The 15,389-nt window shown below is 66.6% G+C and carries 16 protein-coding genes; 12 read left to right on the forward strand and 4 right to left on the reverse strand.

Going from position 1 to position 15,389, the window contains the following annotated elements; translation table 11 throughout:
- Positions 1-43 precede the first annotated feature (43 nt).
- The 3 genes from HV744_RS27845 to HV744_RS27855 all read left to right on the forward strand — a co-directional run bounded on the left by HV744_RS27845 (position 44) and on the right by HV744_RS27855 (position 3,809).
- Entirely contained in the window at positions 44-1,075 is a 1,032-nt protein-coding gene (locus tag HV744_RS27845; protein ID WP_175152580.1) for an iron ABC transporter substrate-binding protein, read from the forward strand.
- Positions 1,076-2,680, forward strand: a complete 1,605-nt coding sequence (locus HV744_RS27850) for an ABC transporter permease (RefSeq protein WP_175152581.1) — start codon at positions 1,076-1,078, stop codon at positions 2,678-2,680.
- 73 nt (positions 2,681-2,753) lie between these two features.
- On the forward strand, positions 2,754-3,809 hold the full coding sequence (locus tag HV744_RS27855) for an ABC transporter ATP-binding protein (RefSeq protein WP_175152582.1): 1,056 nt from the start codon (positions 2,754-2,756) through the stop codon (positions 3,807-3,809).
- Between the two features lie 42 nt (positions 3,810-3,851).
- Here the strand turns inward: HV744_RS27855 and HV744_RS27860 are convergent, their stop codons facing one another.
- Entirely contained in the window at positions 3,852-4,739 is an 888-nt protein-coding gene (locus tag HV744_RS27860) for a LysR family transcriptional regulator (protein ID WP_175152583.1), read from the reverse strand.
- 100 nt (positions 4,740-4,839) lie between these two features.
- Between HV744_RS27860 and HV744_RS27865 the strand changes: the two genes are divergently transcribed.
- Positions 4,840-5,760, forward strand: a complete 921-nt coding sequence (locus HV744_RS27865; protein WP_175152584.1) for a DMT family transporter — start codon at positions 4,840-4,842, stop codon at positions 5,758-5,760.
- Positions 5,761-5,853: 93 nt separating this feature from the next.
- Here the strand turns inward: HV744_RS27865 and HV744_RS27870 are convergent, their stop codons facing one another.
- From HV744_RS27870 to HV744_RS27880, 3 genes are all read right to left on the reverse strand, one after another.
- A complete protein-coding gene (locus tag HV744_RS27870) occupies positions 5,854-6,159 on the reverse strand; it encodes a Txe/YoeB family addiction module toxin (protein WP_425497862.1) in 306 nt (101 codons plus the stop codon).
- Positions 6,116-6,409 carry a type II toxin-antitoxin system Phd/YefM family antitoxin gene (locus tag HV744_RS27875; protein ID WP_175152585.1) on the reverse strand — a complete coding sequence of 98 codons (294 nt, stop codon included), beginning with the start codon at positions 6,407-6,409 and terminating at the stop codon, positions 6,116-6,118. Before HV744_RS27875 ends, HV744_RS27870 begins: the two co-directional genes overlap by 44 nt.
- Before the next feature lie 266 nt (positions 6,410-6,675).
- Complete coding sequence (locus tag HV744_RS27880; RefSeq protein ID WP_175152611.1) at positions 6,676-7,974, reverse strand: MFS transporter; 1,299 nt, start codon at positions 7,972-7,974, stop codon at positions 6,676-6,678.
- Positions 7,975-8,157: 183 nt separating this feature from the next.
- Here HV744_RS27880 and HV744_RS27885 point away from each other — a divergent pair, with 183 nt between their 5' ends.
- The 8 genes from HV744_RS27885 to mdcH are packed head-to-tail and all read left to right on the forward strand — an operon-like array spanning position 8,158 to position 15,341.
- Entirely contained in the window at positions 8,158-8,931 is a 774-nt protein-coding gene (locus HV744_RS27885) for a GntR family transcriptional regulator (RefSeq protein WP_175152586.1), read from the forward strand.
- 8 nt (positions 8,932-8,939) lie between these two features.
- The gene (gene mdcA, locus HV744_RS27890) at positions 8,940-10,628 is read left to right on the forward strand and encodes a malonate decarboxylase subunit alpha (protein ID WP_175152587.1); all 1,689 of its coding nucleotides are present in this window, start codon (positions 8,940-8,942) and stop codon (positions 10,626-10,628) included.
- Between the two features lie 2 nt (positions 10,629-10,630).
- Positions 10,631-11,701, forward strand: a complete 1,071-nt coding sequence (locus HV744_RS27895; RefSeq protein ID WP_175152588.1) for a triphosphoribosyl-dephospho-CoA synthase — start codon at positions 10,631-10,633, stop codon at positions 11,699-11,701.
- Entirely contained in the window at positions 11,689-12,003 is a 315-nt protein-coding gene (locus HV744_RS27900) for a malonate decarboxylase subunit delta (protein WP_175152589.1), read from the forward strand. Before HV744_RS27895 ends, HV744_RS27900 begins: the two co-directional genes overlap by 13 nt.
- The gene (locus HV744_RS27905; protein WP_175152590.1) at positions 12,000-12,884 is read left to right on the forward strand and encodes a biotin-independent malonate decarboxylase subunit beta; all 885 of its coding nucleotides are present in this window, start codon (positions 12,000-12,002) and stop codon (positions 12,882-12,884) included. Before HV744_RS27900 ends, HV744_RS27905 begins: the two co-directional genes overlap by 4 nt.
- Positions 12,881-13,696 carry a biotin-independent malonate decarboxylase subunit gamma gene (gene mdcE / locus HV744_RS27910; protein WP_175152591.1) on the forward strand — a complete coding sequence of 272 codons (816 nt, stop codon included), beginning with the start codon at positions 12,881-12,883 and terminating at the stop codon, positions 13,694-13,696. The genes HV744_RS27905 and mdcE overlap by 4 nt, the downstream gene beginning before the upstream one ends.
- Positions 13,696-14,409 (forward strand): malonate decarboxylase holo-ACP synthase, encoded by a 714-nt coding sequence (locus HV744_RS27915; protein WP_175152612.1) that lies wholly within the window; start codon positions 13,696-13,698, stop codon positions 14,407-14,409. Before mdcE ends, HV744_RS27915 begins: the two co-directional genes overlap by 1 nt.
- Positions 14,409-15,341, forward strand: coding sequence for a malonate decarboxylase subunit epsilon (mdcH, locus tag HV744_RS27920; RefSeq protein WP_175152592.1), 933 nt, complete (start codon positions 14,409-14,411; stop codon positions 15,339-15,341). The genes HV744_RS27915 and mdcH overlap by 1 nt, the downstream gene beginning before the upstream one ends.
- Positions 15,342-15,389 lie beyond the last annotated feature (48 nt).

Consider the following 15,389-nt stretch of genomic DNA (forward strand, 5'->3'; position numbering starts at 1 on the left):
CAACATGGATCAACCAGCAACATCACAACGGGACTTCTGCAACATGGCTTATTCCTCGTTTGGCGCCCGCCTGCGCGCTCTCGCCAGCGTGGCCGCGCTCACGCTGACCGCTTTCGCGACGGTGCCGTCGGCGGCCCACGCTGCCTCGATCACGCTGTATAACGCGCAGCACGAGCAGGTCGTCAATCTGCTCGCGAAAGACTTCGAAAAGCAGTCGGGCATTGCGGTGAAGATCCGCAACGGCGAAGGCCCGGCGCTGGCCGCGCAGATCGTCGCGGAAGGCGCCGCGTCGCCCGCCGACGTGTACTTCACGGAAAACTCGCCCGAGCTGATGCTGCTCGAAGAGAAAGGCCTGCTCGCCAAAGTGGACAGCGCCACGCTCGCCACCGTGCCGGCGCGTTTCAACTCGCCGAGCGGCGTATGGGTCGCCGTGACCGCGCGTGAAAGCGTGCTCGCCTACAACACCACCAAGCTGCAGCCGTCGCAACTGCCGCCATCGCTGTTCGACCTCGCCAAGCCGGAATGGAAAGGCAAGGTCGGCATCGCGCCGAGCGATGCCGACTTCCTGCCGCTCGTGAGCGCCGTGCTCGCGCTGAAGGGCGAAGCGCAAACCGTGCAATGGCTCAAGGGCCTGAAAGCCAACGCGCAGATTTTCGACGACGACGAAGGCGTGGTGGCCGCGGTGAACCGTGGCGGCGTCGCCACCGGTTTGATCAACAACTACTACTGGACGCGTCTGCATGCCGAACTCGGCGATGCGAAAACCCGCAGCGCAATCCATCACTTCGGCAATGGCGACGCCGGCGCGCTGGTCAACGTGTCGGGCGCGGCGGTGCTGAAGTCCGCGCACAACCCGGACGGCGCACAGAAGTTTCTCGCGTATCTGGTCAGCGAGCGCGCGCAGCAACTGATGGCGAACAGTCACGTGATGTTCGAATACCCGCTGCATGCGGGCGTGGTGCCGGACCCGATCCTCAAGCCGTTCGCCGAATTGAGCCCGCCGGCGCTGACGATCCAGCAACTCGGCGACGATAGCCAGGCCGGCAAGCTGCTGCGCCAGGCAGGTCTACTGTAAATGAGCGAAGCCCTGTCAGCCGGGCCACCGGCTGTCCCCACCGCCCCGGCGCGCGCCCATGCGCGCGCGCCGCGCGGTTTGTTCGCGGCAGCGGCACTCAGCGCCTTGCTGGTGCTGCTGCCGATTGCGTTGACGTTCTGGCGCGCCGCGAGCTTCGGTGCGAGCGAGGCGCTCGATCTGGTGTTCCGGCCGCTGGTCGGCGAACTGCTGGTCAACACGCTGTTGATCACCGTGGCGACCACGCTGGTGTGCGCGGTGCTCGGCACGGCCGCCGCGTGGTTTGTCGAACGCACACATTTGCCCGGACGTCGCGCGTGGGCCGTGTTAAGCGCCGCGCCACTCGCAATGCCGGCGTTTATTTCGAGCTATGCGTGGGTATCGCTCAGCCAGGATTTGCAGGACTTCAACGGCGCGTTGCTGGTGTTGAGCTGCGCGTATTTCCCGCTCGTCTATCTGCCGGTCGCCGCCGCGCTGCGCGGCATGGACCCGGCGCTCGAAGAAAGCGCGCGCGCACTCGGCTGCAACCGCTGGACCAGTTTCACGCGCGTGGTGCTGCCGCAATTGCGACCGGCGCTGCTCGGCGGCACGTTGCTGGTTGCGCTCGGCGTGCTGTCCGAGTTCGGCGCGTTTACGCTGCTGCGCTTTCGCACGTTCACGACGCAGATCTACGCGGAATACCGCACCAGTTTTAATGGCGGCGGCGCTTCGCTGCTCGCCTGCGTGCTGATCGTGATCTGCCTGATCGTGCTGGCGTTCGAGTTTCGCGTGCGCGGTGCGGCGCGTTACGAACGCGTCGATCGCGGCACGCGGCGCGCGGTGTTGCGTTACGACCTCGGCGCGTGGCGCTGGATCGTCGTCGCCGGCTTTGCGGTGCTGACCATCACGACGCTCGGCGTGCCGCTCGGCATGATCGGCTACTGGCTCACGCAACCGGGCGCGGCCGCCGTCACGCCAGCCGACGTCTCGCCCGAGCTGCTGTTCAACGCGACGCTGTCGTCGGTCGGCTTCGGCCTCGCCGCCGCGCTGCTGACCACCTTGCTGGTCGTGCCGCTCGCATTCCTGCTGGTGCGCTATCCGACCCGTTTCGCGACGCTGTTCGAGCGCACGGTGTTTCTCGCGCAGGGCGTGCCGGGTCTGGTGATCGCGCTGGCGATCGTGTCGCTCGCGGTGCATGCGCTGCAACCGCTCTATCAAAGCGCGACGCTGCTGGTGCTCGCCTACGCGATGCTGTTCATGCCGCTCGCGCTGGTGAGCGTGCGCGCCGCGTTCATGCAGGCGCAGCCGCGCCTCGAGGAAACCGCGCGAGCGCTTGGCCTGAGCTGGTCGCAAACGCTGTTTCGCGTGATGTTGCCACTGGCGGGCCCCGGACTCGGCGCTGCCGCGGCGATGGTGTTCATCTCGGTCGTTACCGAACTGAACGCGACGCTGCTGCTCTCGCCGCTCGACACGCAAACGCTCGCCACCCAGGTCTGGGCCGACACGTCGACGATGGCGTTTGCCGCGGCCGCGCCGTACGCGGCGTTGCTCACCGGCATTTCGTTGTGCGCGTCGGGCCTGCTGTTCGCGCTGCTCGGCAGATCGGCGCTGCTCGGCGAACGCGGCTGACCGCACTGACGCCGCCGCCAACCCTGACGACACCGACGCCGCTGAATTAACGCGCTTTTACCATCCGATTTTCATGAGCGAACTTCGTATCCGCGGACTGCAGAAATCGTTCGACGGCCATCCTGTGCTGCACGGCATCGATCTTTCGGTCGAGCGCGGCACCCTGCTCGCGCTGCTCGGCCCGTCAGGCAGCGGCAAAACCACGCTGCTGCGCGTGCTGTGCGGGTTCGAACGCGCCGATGGCGGCAGCGTCGAAATCGACGGCCGCCGCGTCGCCGGCGACAACCTGCATGTGCCGTCCGAGCAGCGCCGCATCGGTTACGTGCCACAGGAAGGCGCGCTGTTTCCGCATCTGTCGGTGGCGGACAACATCGTGTTCGGCTTGACGCGCACGCAGCGCCGCGCGCGGCATCGGGTGGCCGAGCTGCTGGAACTGGTCGGCTTGCCGGCAAACTTCGCCGGGCGCGCGCCGCAGCAGTTGTCGGGCGGCCAGCAGCAGCGTGTCGCGTTGGCCCGCGCGCTCGCACCAGCGCCGACGCTGGTGATGCTCGACGAACCCTTCTCGTCGCTCGACGCCGCGTTGCGGCTCGAAACCCGCCAGGCGGTGGCGAGCGCGTTAGCCGCGGCTGGCGCGACGGCGGTGCTGGTCACGCACGATCAATCCGAGGCGTTGTCGCTCGGGCATGAAGTGGCGGTGCTGTGGAACGGCCGGCTGATCCAGACTGCGACGCCGGAGATGCTGTATCAGCGGCCGGTGACGCGCGAGTTGGCGTCGTTCGTCGGCGAGGCGGTGTTGTTGCCGGGCACGGTCAAGCAGGATCGCGCGAGTTGCGAGCTTGGCGAACTGGCGTTGGCCGCGCCGCTGGGCAATGGCGCGGTCGATGTGATGGTGCGGCCCGAGCAGATCCGCCTGCTGCGCGCCGATGAGACGCTGCTTGAGCGCGCGGTTCATGACGCCGTCGTCACCGAGGTGATCTTCCAGGGGCAGGACGCCGGCGTGACGCTGCAATTGCAGTCCGCCGCGCGGACCACGGTACGCGCCCGCGTGCCCGGTTATCTGTGTCCACGGCCGGGAGAACAGGTGCGGGTCGTGGTGGATGGCAAAGTGACCGCTTATCCGCGCGGCTGAAATCAGCCCGCGCCACCCGGCCGCGAGCCGACCCCAAACCCATCACATCTGCGCCGCCGCCCCGCGCGCCGGCGCCCGCAGCGACAGGTCCTGCACCATCTGCGCGGCCAGATAATCGCAGGTCGGCCGATCCGACTTGGCGCTGCGCGCCACCACGATTTCCAGCGGCGCGATCTTCGGCAAGCCTTGCGCATCGCCGAGAATCGCCAGCCGCGCCGGCACGCTGCAACGCGTGAGCGCAATCACCGACAGCCCCGCATCCACGGTCGCCACCAGCCCCATCAGGCTGGCGCTGCTGAACGCCGCCCGATAGCGAATCCGCGCGCCGTCCAGTGCGGCCAGCGTATGCTGGCGCGCGACACAACCGGGCTCGTACAGCCCCACTGGCAATGGCGACGCCGCCAGCACCGGCGTGTCCACCGACGCCCCCACCCACACCATCGGCTCGCTGCGCACAAATTCGCCGCGCAATTTGCGGTCGCGCGTGACGAACGCGAGATCGATCTTGTTATCGGCCAGCATCGGCGCGAGCGACGTGCTTTGCGCGCAGACGATCTCGATCTCGACATGCGGATACAGATTCGAGAAACGCCGCAGCACCGGCGACAGCAGCGACGACACGTAATCGTCCGGCGCGCCGAGCACCACGCGCCCGGTCACCTCGGGCCGCACGATCGCCGACCACGCCTCCTCATGCAGCGCCAACACGCGCCGCGCGTATTCGAGCAGCGTATTGCCGGGCCGCGTGAGCGACAGATTGCGCGTATTGCGGGCGAACAGCGTGGTGCCGAGCATCGTTTCGAGCCGCTTGATCTGCATGCTGACGGCCGCCTGCGAGCGATGCACGGTGGTCGCCGCCTTCGTGAAGCTGCCCGTTTCCACCACCGCGACGAAGCTGCGCAACAGATCGACGTCGAATTCGGGATGCATGATTTATCAATTCATCTTATGGAATTTCTCAATTTAATTCGTTTGTGGATGCCACGCAAGCCGCGCAATACTCGGGACATCAATCACGGAGCCGCTTCGCATGTCCCTCACCCAACGTCAACAAGGCGCGATCACGCTCGCCAGCGGCGGGCTGCTGATGGGCACGCTAGGCGTCTTCGTCGAGGAGGCGCGGCTCGGCGCGCTGACGCTCGTGTTCTTCCGCTGCCTGTTCGGGTTTCTGTCGCTCGCCGCGTATTGCGCGTGGAAGGGCTTCTTCACGCGTGCGCATTTCACGCGCCGCACCGTCGTGCTGGCGCTGATCTCGGGCGTGCTGATGGTCACGCAGTGGGTCGGTTTCTTCGACGCGATTCATCGCACCAGCATTGCGGTGGCGACGGTGGTGTTTCATGTGCAGCCGTTCTGGGTCGTGCTGATCGGCGCCGCGCTGTTCAACGAGCGCCTCGGGATGGACCGGCTCGGCTGGATCGCGACCGCCTTCGTGGGTCTCGTGCTCGCTTCGGGCGTCGCGGCCACGGAGAATCTGCAAGGTCATACGAGTTACCTGATCGGCATCGGCGAAGCGTTGGTGGGGTCGCTGCTGTATGCGAGCGTCACGTTGATTGCCAAAGGGCTCGGCGATTTGCGCCCGCACCTGTTGACGCTCGCGCAGTGCGCGGTCGGCGTGGTGTGTCTGCCGTTCATCGCGCCGCTCACCGCCGCGCATATCGGCCCGATGCAGTGGTTCTGGCTGGTCGGCATGGGCGTGCTGCATACGGGGCTGTCGTATGTGCTGATCTACGGCGCGCTGCCCAAGCTGAGCACGCCGGTGATCGCCGTGTTGCTGTTCGTCTACCCGCTCACCGCCATCGCGGTGGATGCAGTCGTGTATGGACGAGCGCTGTCGCTGCCGCAACTCGTGGGCATGGCGCTGATCGTGGTCGCGAGTTTGGGGGTCAATCTCGGCTGGCCGCTGCTTTCATTGATGCATCCCGGCGCGCAGGCGCGGCGGCATGCGGATTGAGATCCGGGCGCGCCACCGCATTACGCAGTGGTACCGGCGCGGCTCGCCTGCGCCGATGCGTGAAACAAAAAACGGGCCTCGCGCCCGTTTTTTCTAGTGGTCGTAGTGAAAGCGGCAGGCAATCACATAGACCTTGCCATCTCTCGGCAGGTAGACCAGTCGATCGGCAAGCGTGATACGGCGGGACCAGAGACCGCTTAAGCTGCCGACCAACGCCTCCGGCTTCCCAGTACCCCGATAAGGATCACGCCGGCACTCTTCCAGCAATGTGTTGATCTTGCGCAAGACCTTGCGGTCGGTCTCCTGCCAATACAGATAATCGTCCCACGCGTCGTCGGTGAACATAAAAACACTGTCAGCCTTTGCGGCCTCCTCGTTGCGGCTTTTCTGTTTGTTCATCGGTCAGCAGTTCGCGCGCAGTCGCACTGCCAGCATTCAATTGCGCGATGGACCGGGCAAGCCGCTGGGCGTTCTTCGATGAACTCAACAGATACAAGGTCTCCTGCATCGCATTGAAATCGTCGAGAGACACCATGACCACGTTTTCGCCGCTCTGTCTGGTGATGAGCATCGGCGTGTGATCCCGGCAGACGTCGTCCATCGCTTGCTTAAAGCCGGCACGCGCCTCGCTGTAAGTAAGGACGTTCATTCGCTATCTCGATCTGAGAGGTTTCCCTCCAGTCGCTCCTGTCAAAAGTTAGAGACGATTCCCCGCCGCACGGATTGCTCGCACAGCCTGAACAGCCGTTCATACGGGCGGCACCGAACGCAAAAAAACACGTCTGAACCACGGCAATCATTGTACATGCTGCTGTACAGAACAGCAAACCAAAAAAGGCGGAGAAATGCGTCGTCCAACAGATGGAAAGGATGCCCGTCCACGACCGCGCGCGCCACTCGGCCAAACGGCCAACCTCACTGCGGCAACACCTCCCCCTTCGTCTCCGGCGCGAACGGAATCACAAACAGACCGATCACGAACGCCAGCGCCGTCAACGCGACCGGCACCCCGAGCGTATGCATATGCAGCACCGCCGCGCCGAGCAGAAAGTTGACGCCCGCGCCGACAAACCGCCCGAACGACGTGCAGAACGCGAACGCCGTCGCCCGCACGCGGGTTTCGAACTGCTCCGGCAGCCACAGGCTGAACAGCGCGAAATTGCCGCCGAAGAAACCCAGCACGAAGAGCCACGCGATGAACGGCGCGAGCCCGTTCGGCAGATAGAACGCCCAGCCGAAACTGCCGACGATCGACACCGCCATGCCGGCGAAGTAAAGCGCCAGCGTATTCTTGCGGCCGATGCGTTCGGCGAGCGGCGGCAACGCGAGACAGCCGAGAATCGTCGCAATGGACAGCAGCCCCGTGGCCAGCGACGCCATTTTGATCGAATCGCCCTTCGCCATGCCGGCGCGGGTCGCCAGTTGAATCACCGCGGACGGTTCGTACACCGCGCCGGCCCACAAGCCGATGATCGCAATCGTCAACAGGATGCACGCCACCCACGTCCGGCGCCGATAAGCCGGCCCGAGGATCTCGCGCAGCGGTTTGGCCCGCGCGGCACCCGCTTCGGCCTTCTGCCACTTCTCCGGCTCCTTCACGCGCAGCAGGATCAGAATCGCGACCACCACCGGCACCGCACCGGTGAGAAACATCGCGCGCCAGCCGAAATGCACGCCGATCGTGTAATTGAGCGCCGCAGCGAGGAAGAAGCCGGCGTAGTAGCCCGTCTGCAGATAACCCGCGCCCATCTTGCGGCGATCTTCCGGCCACGCCTCCGCCACATAGGTGCCGGCCAACGCCCACTCGCCGCCGATGCCGACGCCCGCAATGAAGCGATAGATGCCGAGCTCCCACACGTTGCTCGAAGTCGCGGCGAGCCCCGTGAAAATCGCGAACGTGAAGATGGTGCCGGCCAGCACCTTGGTCCGGCCGAAGCGGTCGGCGAGCGGCCCCCAGATGAACGACAGCCCCCAACCGACCAGGAACAGCGCGAACAGGATCGAACCGGCCAGACCGACGTTCGCCGGCGTGGCCTCGAAGCCGGAGCGCGGCAGCAACTCGGTCAGGGCCGGCGTCAAGACGAGTGCGTAGATGAACGAGTCCATCCCGTCGAGCGTCCAGCCCGCCCATGCCCCCCAGAATCCTACGATCTGCGAACGATTGAGCGGCGTGCGCCGCCGCGCGACCGACGTGCGGTCAGTTACTGAATTCATCATGCTCCTCCGGCCCTACGGTTGATGTGCGTAACGGGAACGACGAGATGGCGCGCGCGGTTGATTGATCCGAGGCGTCCTCATACAACTAAGAAGGAGCAGCCTGCGCGGTCGACCCGGCGAGAATTTTTTCCGGGTTTGTCCGCGTGTAATTCGCATTTTTTATATATAATATTTGATACCATGAGCGACGCAATAGATGGTTTTCCCCTGGACGAGCCGGCACGCAGCCCGCTTTTACCCGCAGCGGCACCGCGTGAGAGCACCTCGCGTGTGATCGCGGAGGCGCTGCGCGCGGCGATTGTCGACGGCACGCTGGCGCCTGGCGCGCCGCTGCGTCAGGACGCGATCGCGCGGCACTTTTCCGTCAGCGCCATTCCCGTGCGCGAGGCGCTGCGTCAGATCGAGAGCGAAGGCTGGGTCAGAGCCGCGGTGCACAAGGGCGTCACGGTCGCGCCCTTGTCGGCGGACGAGGCACGCGAGATCTACGAAATCCGCTCCGCGCTGGAGAGCCTCGCGATCGGACTCGCGATTCCCAACCACAGCGCCGCGACGCTGCGTGAAGCCGCCAGCCTGTGCCGCGCTGCCGAGAGCGAGCCGGACCCGTCGCTGTACGTCGCGCGCAATGCCGCGTTTCACATGAGCCTGTATGCGCCCGCCGGGCGTCCGCAGCTCGCGGACATGATCGGCATGCTGCATCGGCGTGGCGAACGGTATCTGCGCCTGAAGTTCGGCTTGCCGGTCTACAAGGGCGAGTCCGACAGTGAGCACGCCGAACTGCTCGACGCCGTGCAACGCCGCGATATCGTCACGGCACAGTCGCTGGTCGTCGCGCATCTGCTCAGTACCGGCGAGCTGCTGCATCGTTTCCTGACCGAACGCGCGCAGGCGGAAGCCGCGCTTGCAAATCAACCGAAGCCGCGCGGCAGACGCCCGCGCACCACCACCGGGAGTTGACTGAGCCGATGAACCGACCCGCACCCGCCGAAGCCGCTGTGTCCGCTGCTGCGTCACCACCCGCCGCCCGTTCATGGACCACCCGCCGCGACGAGAAAAACCGTCGCCTCGCGGCCATTGCGCCCTGGCTCGAAGACGGCGTGCTGCCACCCCACCGCATCGTCGATGCGCTCGAAACGCTGATCCAGCCCGGCGACCGCGTCGCGCTCGAAGGCGACAACCAGAAGCAGGCCGACTTTCTGTCCCGCTCATTCGCCAAAGTCGATCCGCAAAAGATTCACGACGTGCACCTGCTGATTTCGAGCATCGGCCGTCCCGAGCATCTGACGCTGTTCGAGCGCGGCATCGCGCACAAGGTCGATTTCTCGTTTGCCGGGACGCAGAGTTTGCGGGTCGCGCAATTGCTCGAAGACGGCCAGCTCGAAATCGGCGCGATCTACACGTACGTCGAACTGTATGCGCGCATGTTCGTGGACCTGACGCCGCACGTCGCGCTGCTGTGCGCGGAACAGGCCGACCGGCACGGCAATCTGTACACCGGCCCGAATACCGAAGACACGCCGACCATCGCCGAGGCCGCCGCGTTCCGGCACGGCATCGTGATCGTGCAGGTCAACGAGATCGTCGATGAACTGCCGCGCGTCGACATTCCCGGCTCATGGGTCGACATGGTCGTGCAGGCGGACCGGCCGTTCGCCGTCGAGCCGCTGTTCACGCGCGATCCGCGCCACATCGGCGATCTGCAGGTGCTCACCGCGATGATGGTGATTCGCGGCATCTACGCGCCATATGGCGTGACGTCGCTGAATCACGGCATCGGCTTCGACACCGCGGCGATCGAATTGCTGCTGCCCACCTACGGCGAGTCGCTCGGCCTGAAGGGCAAGATCTGCCGCAACTGGACGCTCAATCCGCATCCGACGATGATCCCCGCGATCGAATCGGGCTGGGTCGACAGCATCCATTGCTTCGGCAGCGAAGTCGGCATGGAGGCGTATATCGAGGCGCGCCCCGACGTGTTCTTCACCGGCAATGACGGCAGCCTGCGCTCGAACCGCGTGCTGTGCCAGTTGGCCGGGCAATACGGCGTCGACCTGTTCATCGGCTCGACCTTGCAGATCGACGCCGACGCGAATTCGTCGACCGTCACGCGCGGGCGTCTCGCCGGCTTCGGCGGTGCGCCGAACATGGGCCACGATCCGCGCGGCCGGCGTCATTCGAGCGAAGCGTGGCTCAAGCTGCTGAAGGACCAGGGTCCGGTCTCGCGTGGTCAGAAGCTGGTCGTGCAGTTGGCGGAGACATACAAGAAAGGCGGCGAGCCGACCTTCGTCGATGAGCTCGACGCCGTCGCGGTCGGAGCGAAAAGCGGCATGCCGATCGCTCCCGTGATGATCTACGGCGATGACGTCAGCCATGTGGTCACCGAGGAAGGCATCGCGCATTTGCACAAGGCTGAAGGCATCGACGAGCGGCGTGCGGCGATTGCCGCCGTGGCCGGCGTGACGCCGATCGGCTTGCGCGCGAAACCGGAGAAGACGGCCGAACTGCGCCGGCGCGGCATCGTCGCGTATCCGGAAGATCTTGGCATCCGGCGCGGCGACGCCAAGCGTTCGCTGCTGGCCGCGCGCAGCATCGACGATCTGGTGACGTGGTCGGGCGGTTTGTACGCGCCGCCGGCGCGCTTCAGGAGCTGGTGACGATGGCGCCCGCTGCCTTGTTAAAGCGTGCGGAACAGGCGTGCGCTCCGACGGTGCGCGTCGATTCGCGCGGCACGGTTGCGGACTACGCGTTGGCCGAGCGTGCCGGGCAACCATCCACACCCGTCACACACACGAATTCATACGGCGCCGTCCTCCACACGTCACCCTCCGACGCGCAACTGGCGCACTACGCGGTCACCGCGCTGATCGATGAAGCGCAGCTCACGCCCAAGCCCGCGCTGGTCGACCGGCGCGGCAGCGGCGCGCATCGCGACCTCGATCTCGCGACGATGCTGCGCTCGGCGCATGCGCTGGAGCCGACCTTCGCGGCGCTCGCGCGCGCGGCGCGCCGCCGTGGCGAACCGTCCGCGCTGCTGCGTGCCGAACTCGCGCAGATCGGCCGCGCCGGCGAGCAGGAGATGTTGCGCGCCACCGGCGGCAGCAACGCGCATCGCGGCGCAATCTGGATCGTTGGCCTGCTGGTGGCGGGCGTGACCTCGGGTGCGTCCGCGGCGACATCTGCGGGTATGTCTGCAGGCACGTCAACACCTGGCAATACTACGCATCTGAGCGCCTCGCAAATCTGCACACGCGCCGCGCAGATCGCCTGCTTCCCGGACCGCTTCGCCGCGCCCTCCGACAGTCACGGCGAACGCGCACGGCAACGCTATCAGGTCGGCGGCGCGCGCCGCGAAGCGCAAGAGGGTTTCCCGCATGTCATCGACGTCGGCCTGCCCGCACTGCTCGCAGCGCGCGATCAAGGCGTCGGCGAAAACGCCGCGCGCGTCGACGCGCTGCTCGCGATCATGGCCTCACTCGACGACACCTGCCTGCTGCATCGCGCGGGCCTGCCCGGTTTGCACGCCGGCCAATACGGCGCGCGCCGCGTGCTGGCAGCCGGCGGCAGTTCGACACCAGCGGGCCGCGCCGCGCTGGCCGCGCTCGAACACGCACTGCTGTCGCTCAACGCATCGCCCGGCGGCGCAGCCGATCTGCTCGCCGCCACCCTCTTTCTCGACACGCTGGCGCACCACGACGCCGGCCGGAGCCCAGCCCCATGGAACATCTGACCTTTGACTATCCGGCGCAACGCGCCGTCACGACCCGCGCGCATGTCGGCGTGGTGGGTTCGGGCGATCTGGAGGTGCTGCTGTCACCCGCCGATGACGCCGGCGCACTGAGCGCGCACGTGGTCGTGCGCACCAGCGTCGACGGGTACAGCCACATCTGGAAAAGCGTGCTCGACCGCTTCTTCACGCGCTACGACGGCGCCGCGCGAATCGAAATCAACGACTTCGGCGCGACGCCCGGCGTGGTCGCATTGCGGCTCGCGGAAGCGCTCGAGGCCGCTGAGGAAGGAGACGACGCATGAACGCAGCCGCCAGCGCCCATTCCGCGCCGCTGCTGCGCGACAGTTTCATCGAACTGCCGGCGCGCGAACGCGCCCGCTCGCTGCTCGACGCGGGCAGTTTCCGCGAATTGCTCGGCCCGTTCGACAAGATCGAGTCGCCGTGGCTGCCGCTGCAAGGCGTCGTCTGCCAGGCGGACGACGGCTGCGTGATCGCGCGCGGCACCATCGGCGGCGAGCCCGCCGTGGTCGCCGCGATCGAATCCGCGTTCCAGGGCGGCAGCATCGGCGAAGTGTCGGGCAGCAAGATCGCCGCGGCGCTCGAACTGGCGCTGCGCGATTGCGAACGCGGCAAGCTCGTGCGCCCTGTCGTGCTGTTCGAAACCGGCGGCGTGCGGCTGCAGGAAGCCAACCTGGGACTCGCGGTGATCGCGGAGATTCAGGCGGCGATCGTCGCGTTGCGCCGGCACGTGCCGGTGGTCGGCGTGATCGCGGGCATGGTCGGCTGCTTCGGCGGCATGTCGCTCGCCGCGGCGCTGTGCTCGTATCTGATCGTGACGAAGCAAGGACGGCTCGGCATGAACGGTCCCGAGGTGATCGAGCAGGAAGCCGGCATCGACGAGCTCGATGCGAGCGACCGCCGCCGCGTGTGGCAATTGATCGGCGGCGAACAGCGCACGGCGACCGCGCTCGCCGATCAACTGGTCGATGACGATGCCGACGCGGTGCGCGCCGCGCTGCATGCCGCGTTCACGCATGGTGTGCCGCCCGCGCATCGCAGCGAACAGGTCGACACGTTTCTGAAGCGGCTCGCGCAGATCGATCCCGCCAGCGTCACGCCGGAGAGCATGCGTGATGTGTTCAACCGCCAGGTTCAGAACGACCCGCGCAAGGAGCAAGCATGAGCGACATCCAACTCAGCCGCGGCGCACGCTGGTTCAACGCGCTTGCAGGCGTTCCTGCCGACCATACGCCCGTATGGAGCGGCGACGCGCCGCTCGGCGGCGAGACCGCGCGCTTCATCACGGTCGTGCCCGACCCCGCCAACCGCTTTGCGCGCGCGACCGATAACGTAGTCGGCCTCGAACAGGGCTGGCAACTCGCGCGCGCCGTGCGTGATGCGATCGCGCAGGACGACGCGAGCGGCACGCGTCGCCCGATCGTCGCGATCGTCGATGTGAAAAGCCAGGCGTATGGTTATCGCGAGGAAATGCTCGGCATCCACCTCGCGTGCGCGGCCGCGGTCGATGCCTACGCGTCGGCGCGCGACGCGGGCCATCCGGTGATCGCACTGATCGTCGGGCCCGCGATGTCGGGCGCGTTCCTCGCGCACGGCTATCAGGCCAACCGCATTGTCGCGCTCGACGCGCCCGGCACGATGGTTCACGCGATGGGCAAGGAAGCCGCCGCGCGCGTGACGCGCCGCACCGTCGAAGAACTCGACGCGCTCGGCGAAACCATCGTGCCGATGTCGTACTCGATGGCGTCATTCGCGAAACTCGGGCTGCTCGATCAACTGATCGAAGGCGTCGATGCCGATGCGCCGGACGCAGCGCAGATCGAGCGTGTGCGTCAGGTGTTGTGCGAGCAGATTCGCAGCGCGCGCGACGGTGGCCGATCGTTGGCGCACCGGTTGGAGTCGGCGGCGGCGCGCAAGAATCGCGCGGCGTCGATCGAGGTGCGCCGGCGTCTCGCCGAACAATGGGACGCTGCGTGATGCGGGTCTGCGCGGCTCCGCCGTTCGTCACTGAGCGCGCGTTGTCATGCGATGCGCGCTGGCGGCCGCACGACTTGCTGCGTTTGCGACGCCTGCCCGCATTCGATGACGAACCGGTATGGGTCCGCGCGGCTTTCGAGCGCGCGCCGTATGTGGTCGTCAGACGCGCGCTGGCCGATGAGGACTTCGTGGCGATCGGCGTGCGCGGTGTCGAGCGAGCGGAGCGTTACGGCACGTGGGCGCAGGCAAGCGATATCGTGACCGTTGTGCCGCCGGAGGCGTTGGCGCAAACCGCACCGCTGGCCGGGCGTGCCACTTTGCCGCCTTTCGCCGGCCTCTCCGCCCTCTCCGCCTTGCAGAGCGACGCGGCCAGCCCGCTCGCCAGATTCGTCTGGGGACCAACGGGCAGCGCCGGTTTCGAACTGGCCACGCAAATGCCGACCGTGACTGAGTCGAGCGATCTCGATCTGCTGATCCGCACGCCCGAACCGCTCGCGCAAGACCTCGCCCGTGCGTTGCTCGATCAACTGCAAGCGCTCGCGAAACGCGCCGGCACTCGTGTCGACGCGCAACTCGAAACGCCGGCGGGTGGCGTCGCGCTGACCGAATGGGCTGCGGGCAAACCACGCGTGATGACACGCGACGCGCGCGGTCCGCAATTGATTGCCAACCCGTGGGCCGCGGCTCATACGGCTCATGGCGGCGACGCCTGATGCTTGCACTGCTCTTTCCCGGCCAGGGCGCGCAGACCGATGGGTTCCTGCACCAACTGCCGCCGCATCGAGCGGTGCGTGACACGCTCGAAGAAGCTTCGCAAGTACTGGGCGTCGACGTGCTGACATTGGACACGCCGGACGCGCTCCGCTCGACCGTCGCCGTGCAGACCGGCTTGACGATAGCGGGCGTGGCCATCGCGCGCGCCCTGGCTGATGAACAGCTCACGCCGGAGATCAGCGCGGGGCTGTCGGTCGGCGCGTATGCAGCGGCGGTAAGCTGCGGCGCGGTGCAGTTCGACGACGCGTTGAAGATGGTGCAGCGGCGCGCCGAGTTGATGGAAGCCGCGTACCCGTCGGGTTATGGTCTCGCGGCGGTGTCAGGTTTGACCGAGCATCAACTGGAAATACTCGCCGCGCAGCATGCGGATGAGGACCGGCAACGCGTCTATATCGGCAATGTGAATGCGCGGCGTCAGATCGTGATGGCTGGCGCGGATGACGCGCTCGACGCGTTTATCGCCCGCGCGCTGGCGGCGGGCGCGCGCAATGCCACGCGACTCGCGGTGAGCGTGCCGTCGCATTGCGAACTGCTCGCGCAGGCCTCCGACGAACTGCTCGCCTACGCAAGCAGGGTGTCTTTTCACGCGCCGCGCAGTACCTACATCGGCAATCGTGGCGGCCGGCCGTTGTACACCGCGGATGCGATTCGCGACGATCTCGCGACCAACATGCGCTACACCGTGCGTTGGTTCGACGCGCTCACGGCGATGCAGGAAATGGGCGCCCGCGTGCTGATCGAAGCGCCGCCGGGGCAGGTGCTGACCGACATCGCACGCGCGAACTCTCCGGACACCACCGCGCTCGCTGCGAGCACCTTCACGTTCGACAGACTCGTGGCGACGGCTCGCAGGCGTCTTGCGACGGACTGACGAAGCGTGAGCCGCGCTGACGCTGCCCGAAACCAAAGGACGGCAGCT

This window comes from Paraburkholderia ultramafica (assembly GCF_902859915.1).
Taxonomy (GTDB): Bacteria; Pseudomonadota; Gammaproteobacteria; order Burkholderiales; family Burkholderiaceae; genus Paraburkholderia; species Paraburkholderia ultramafica.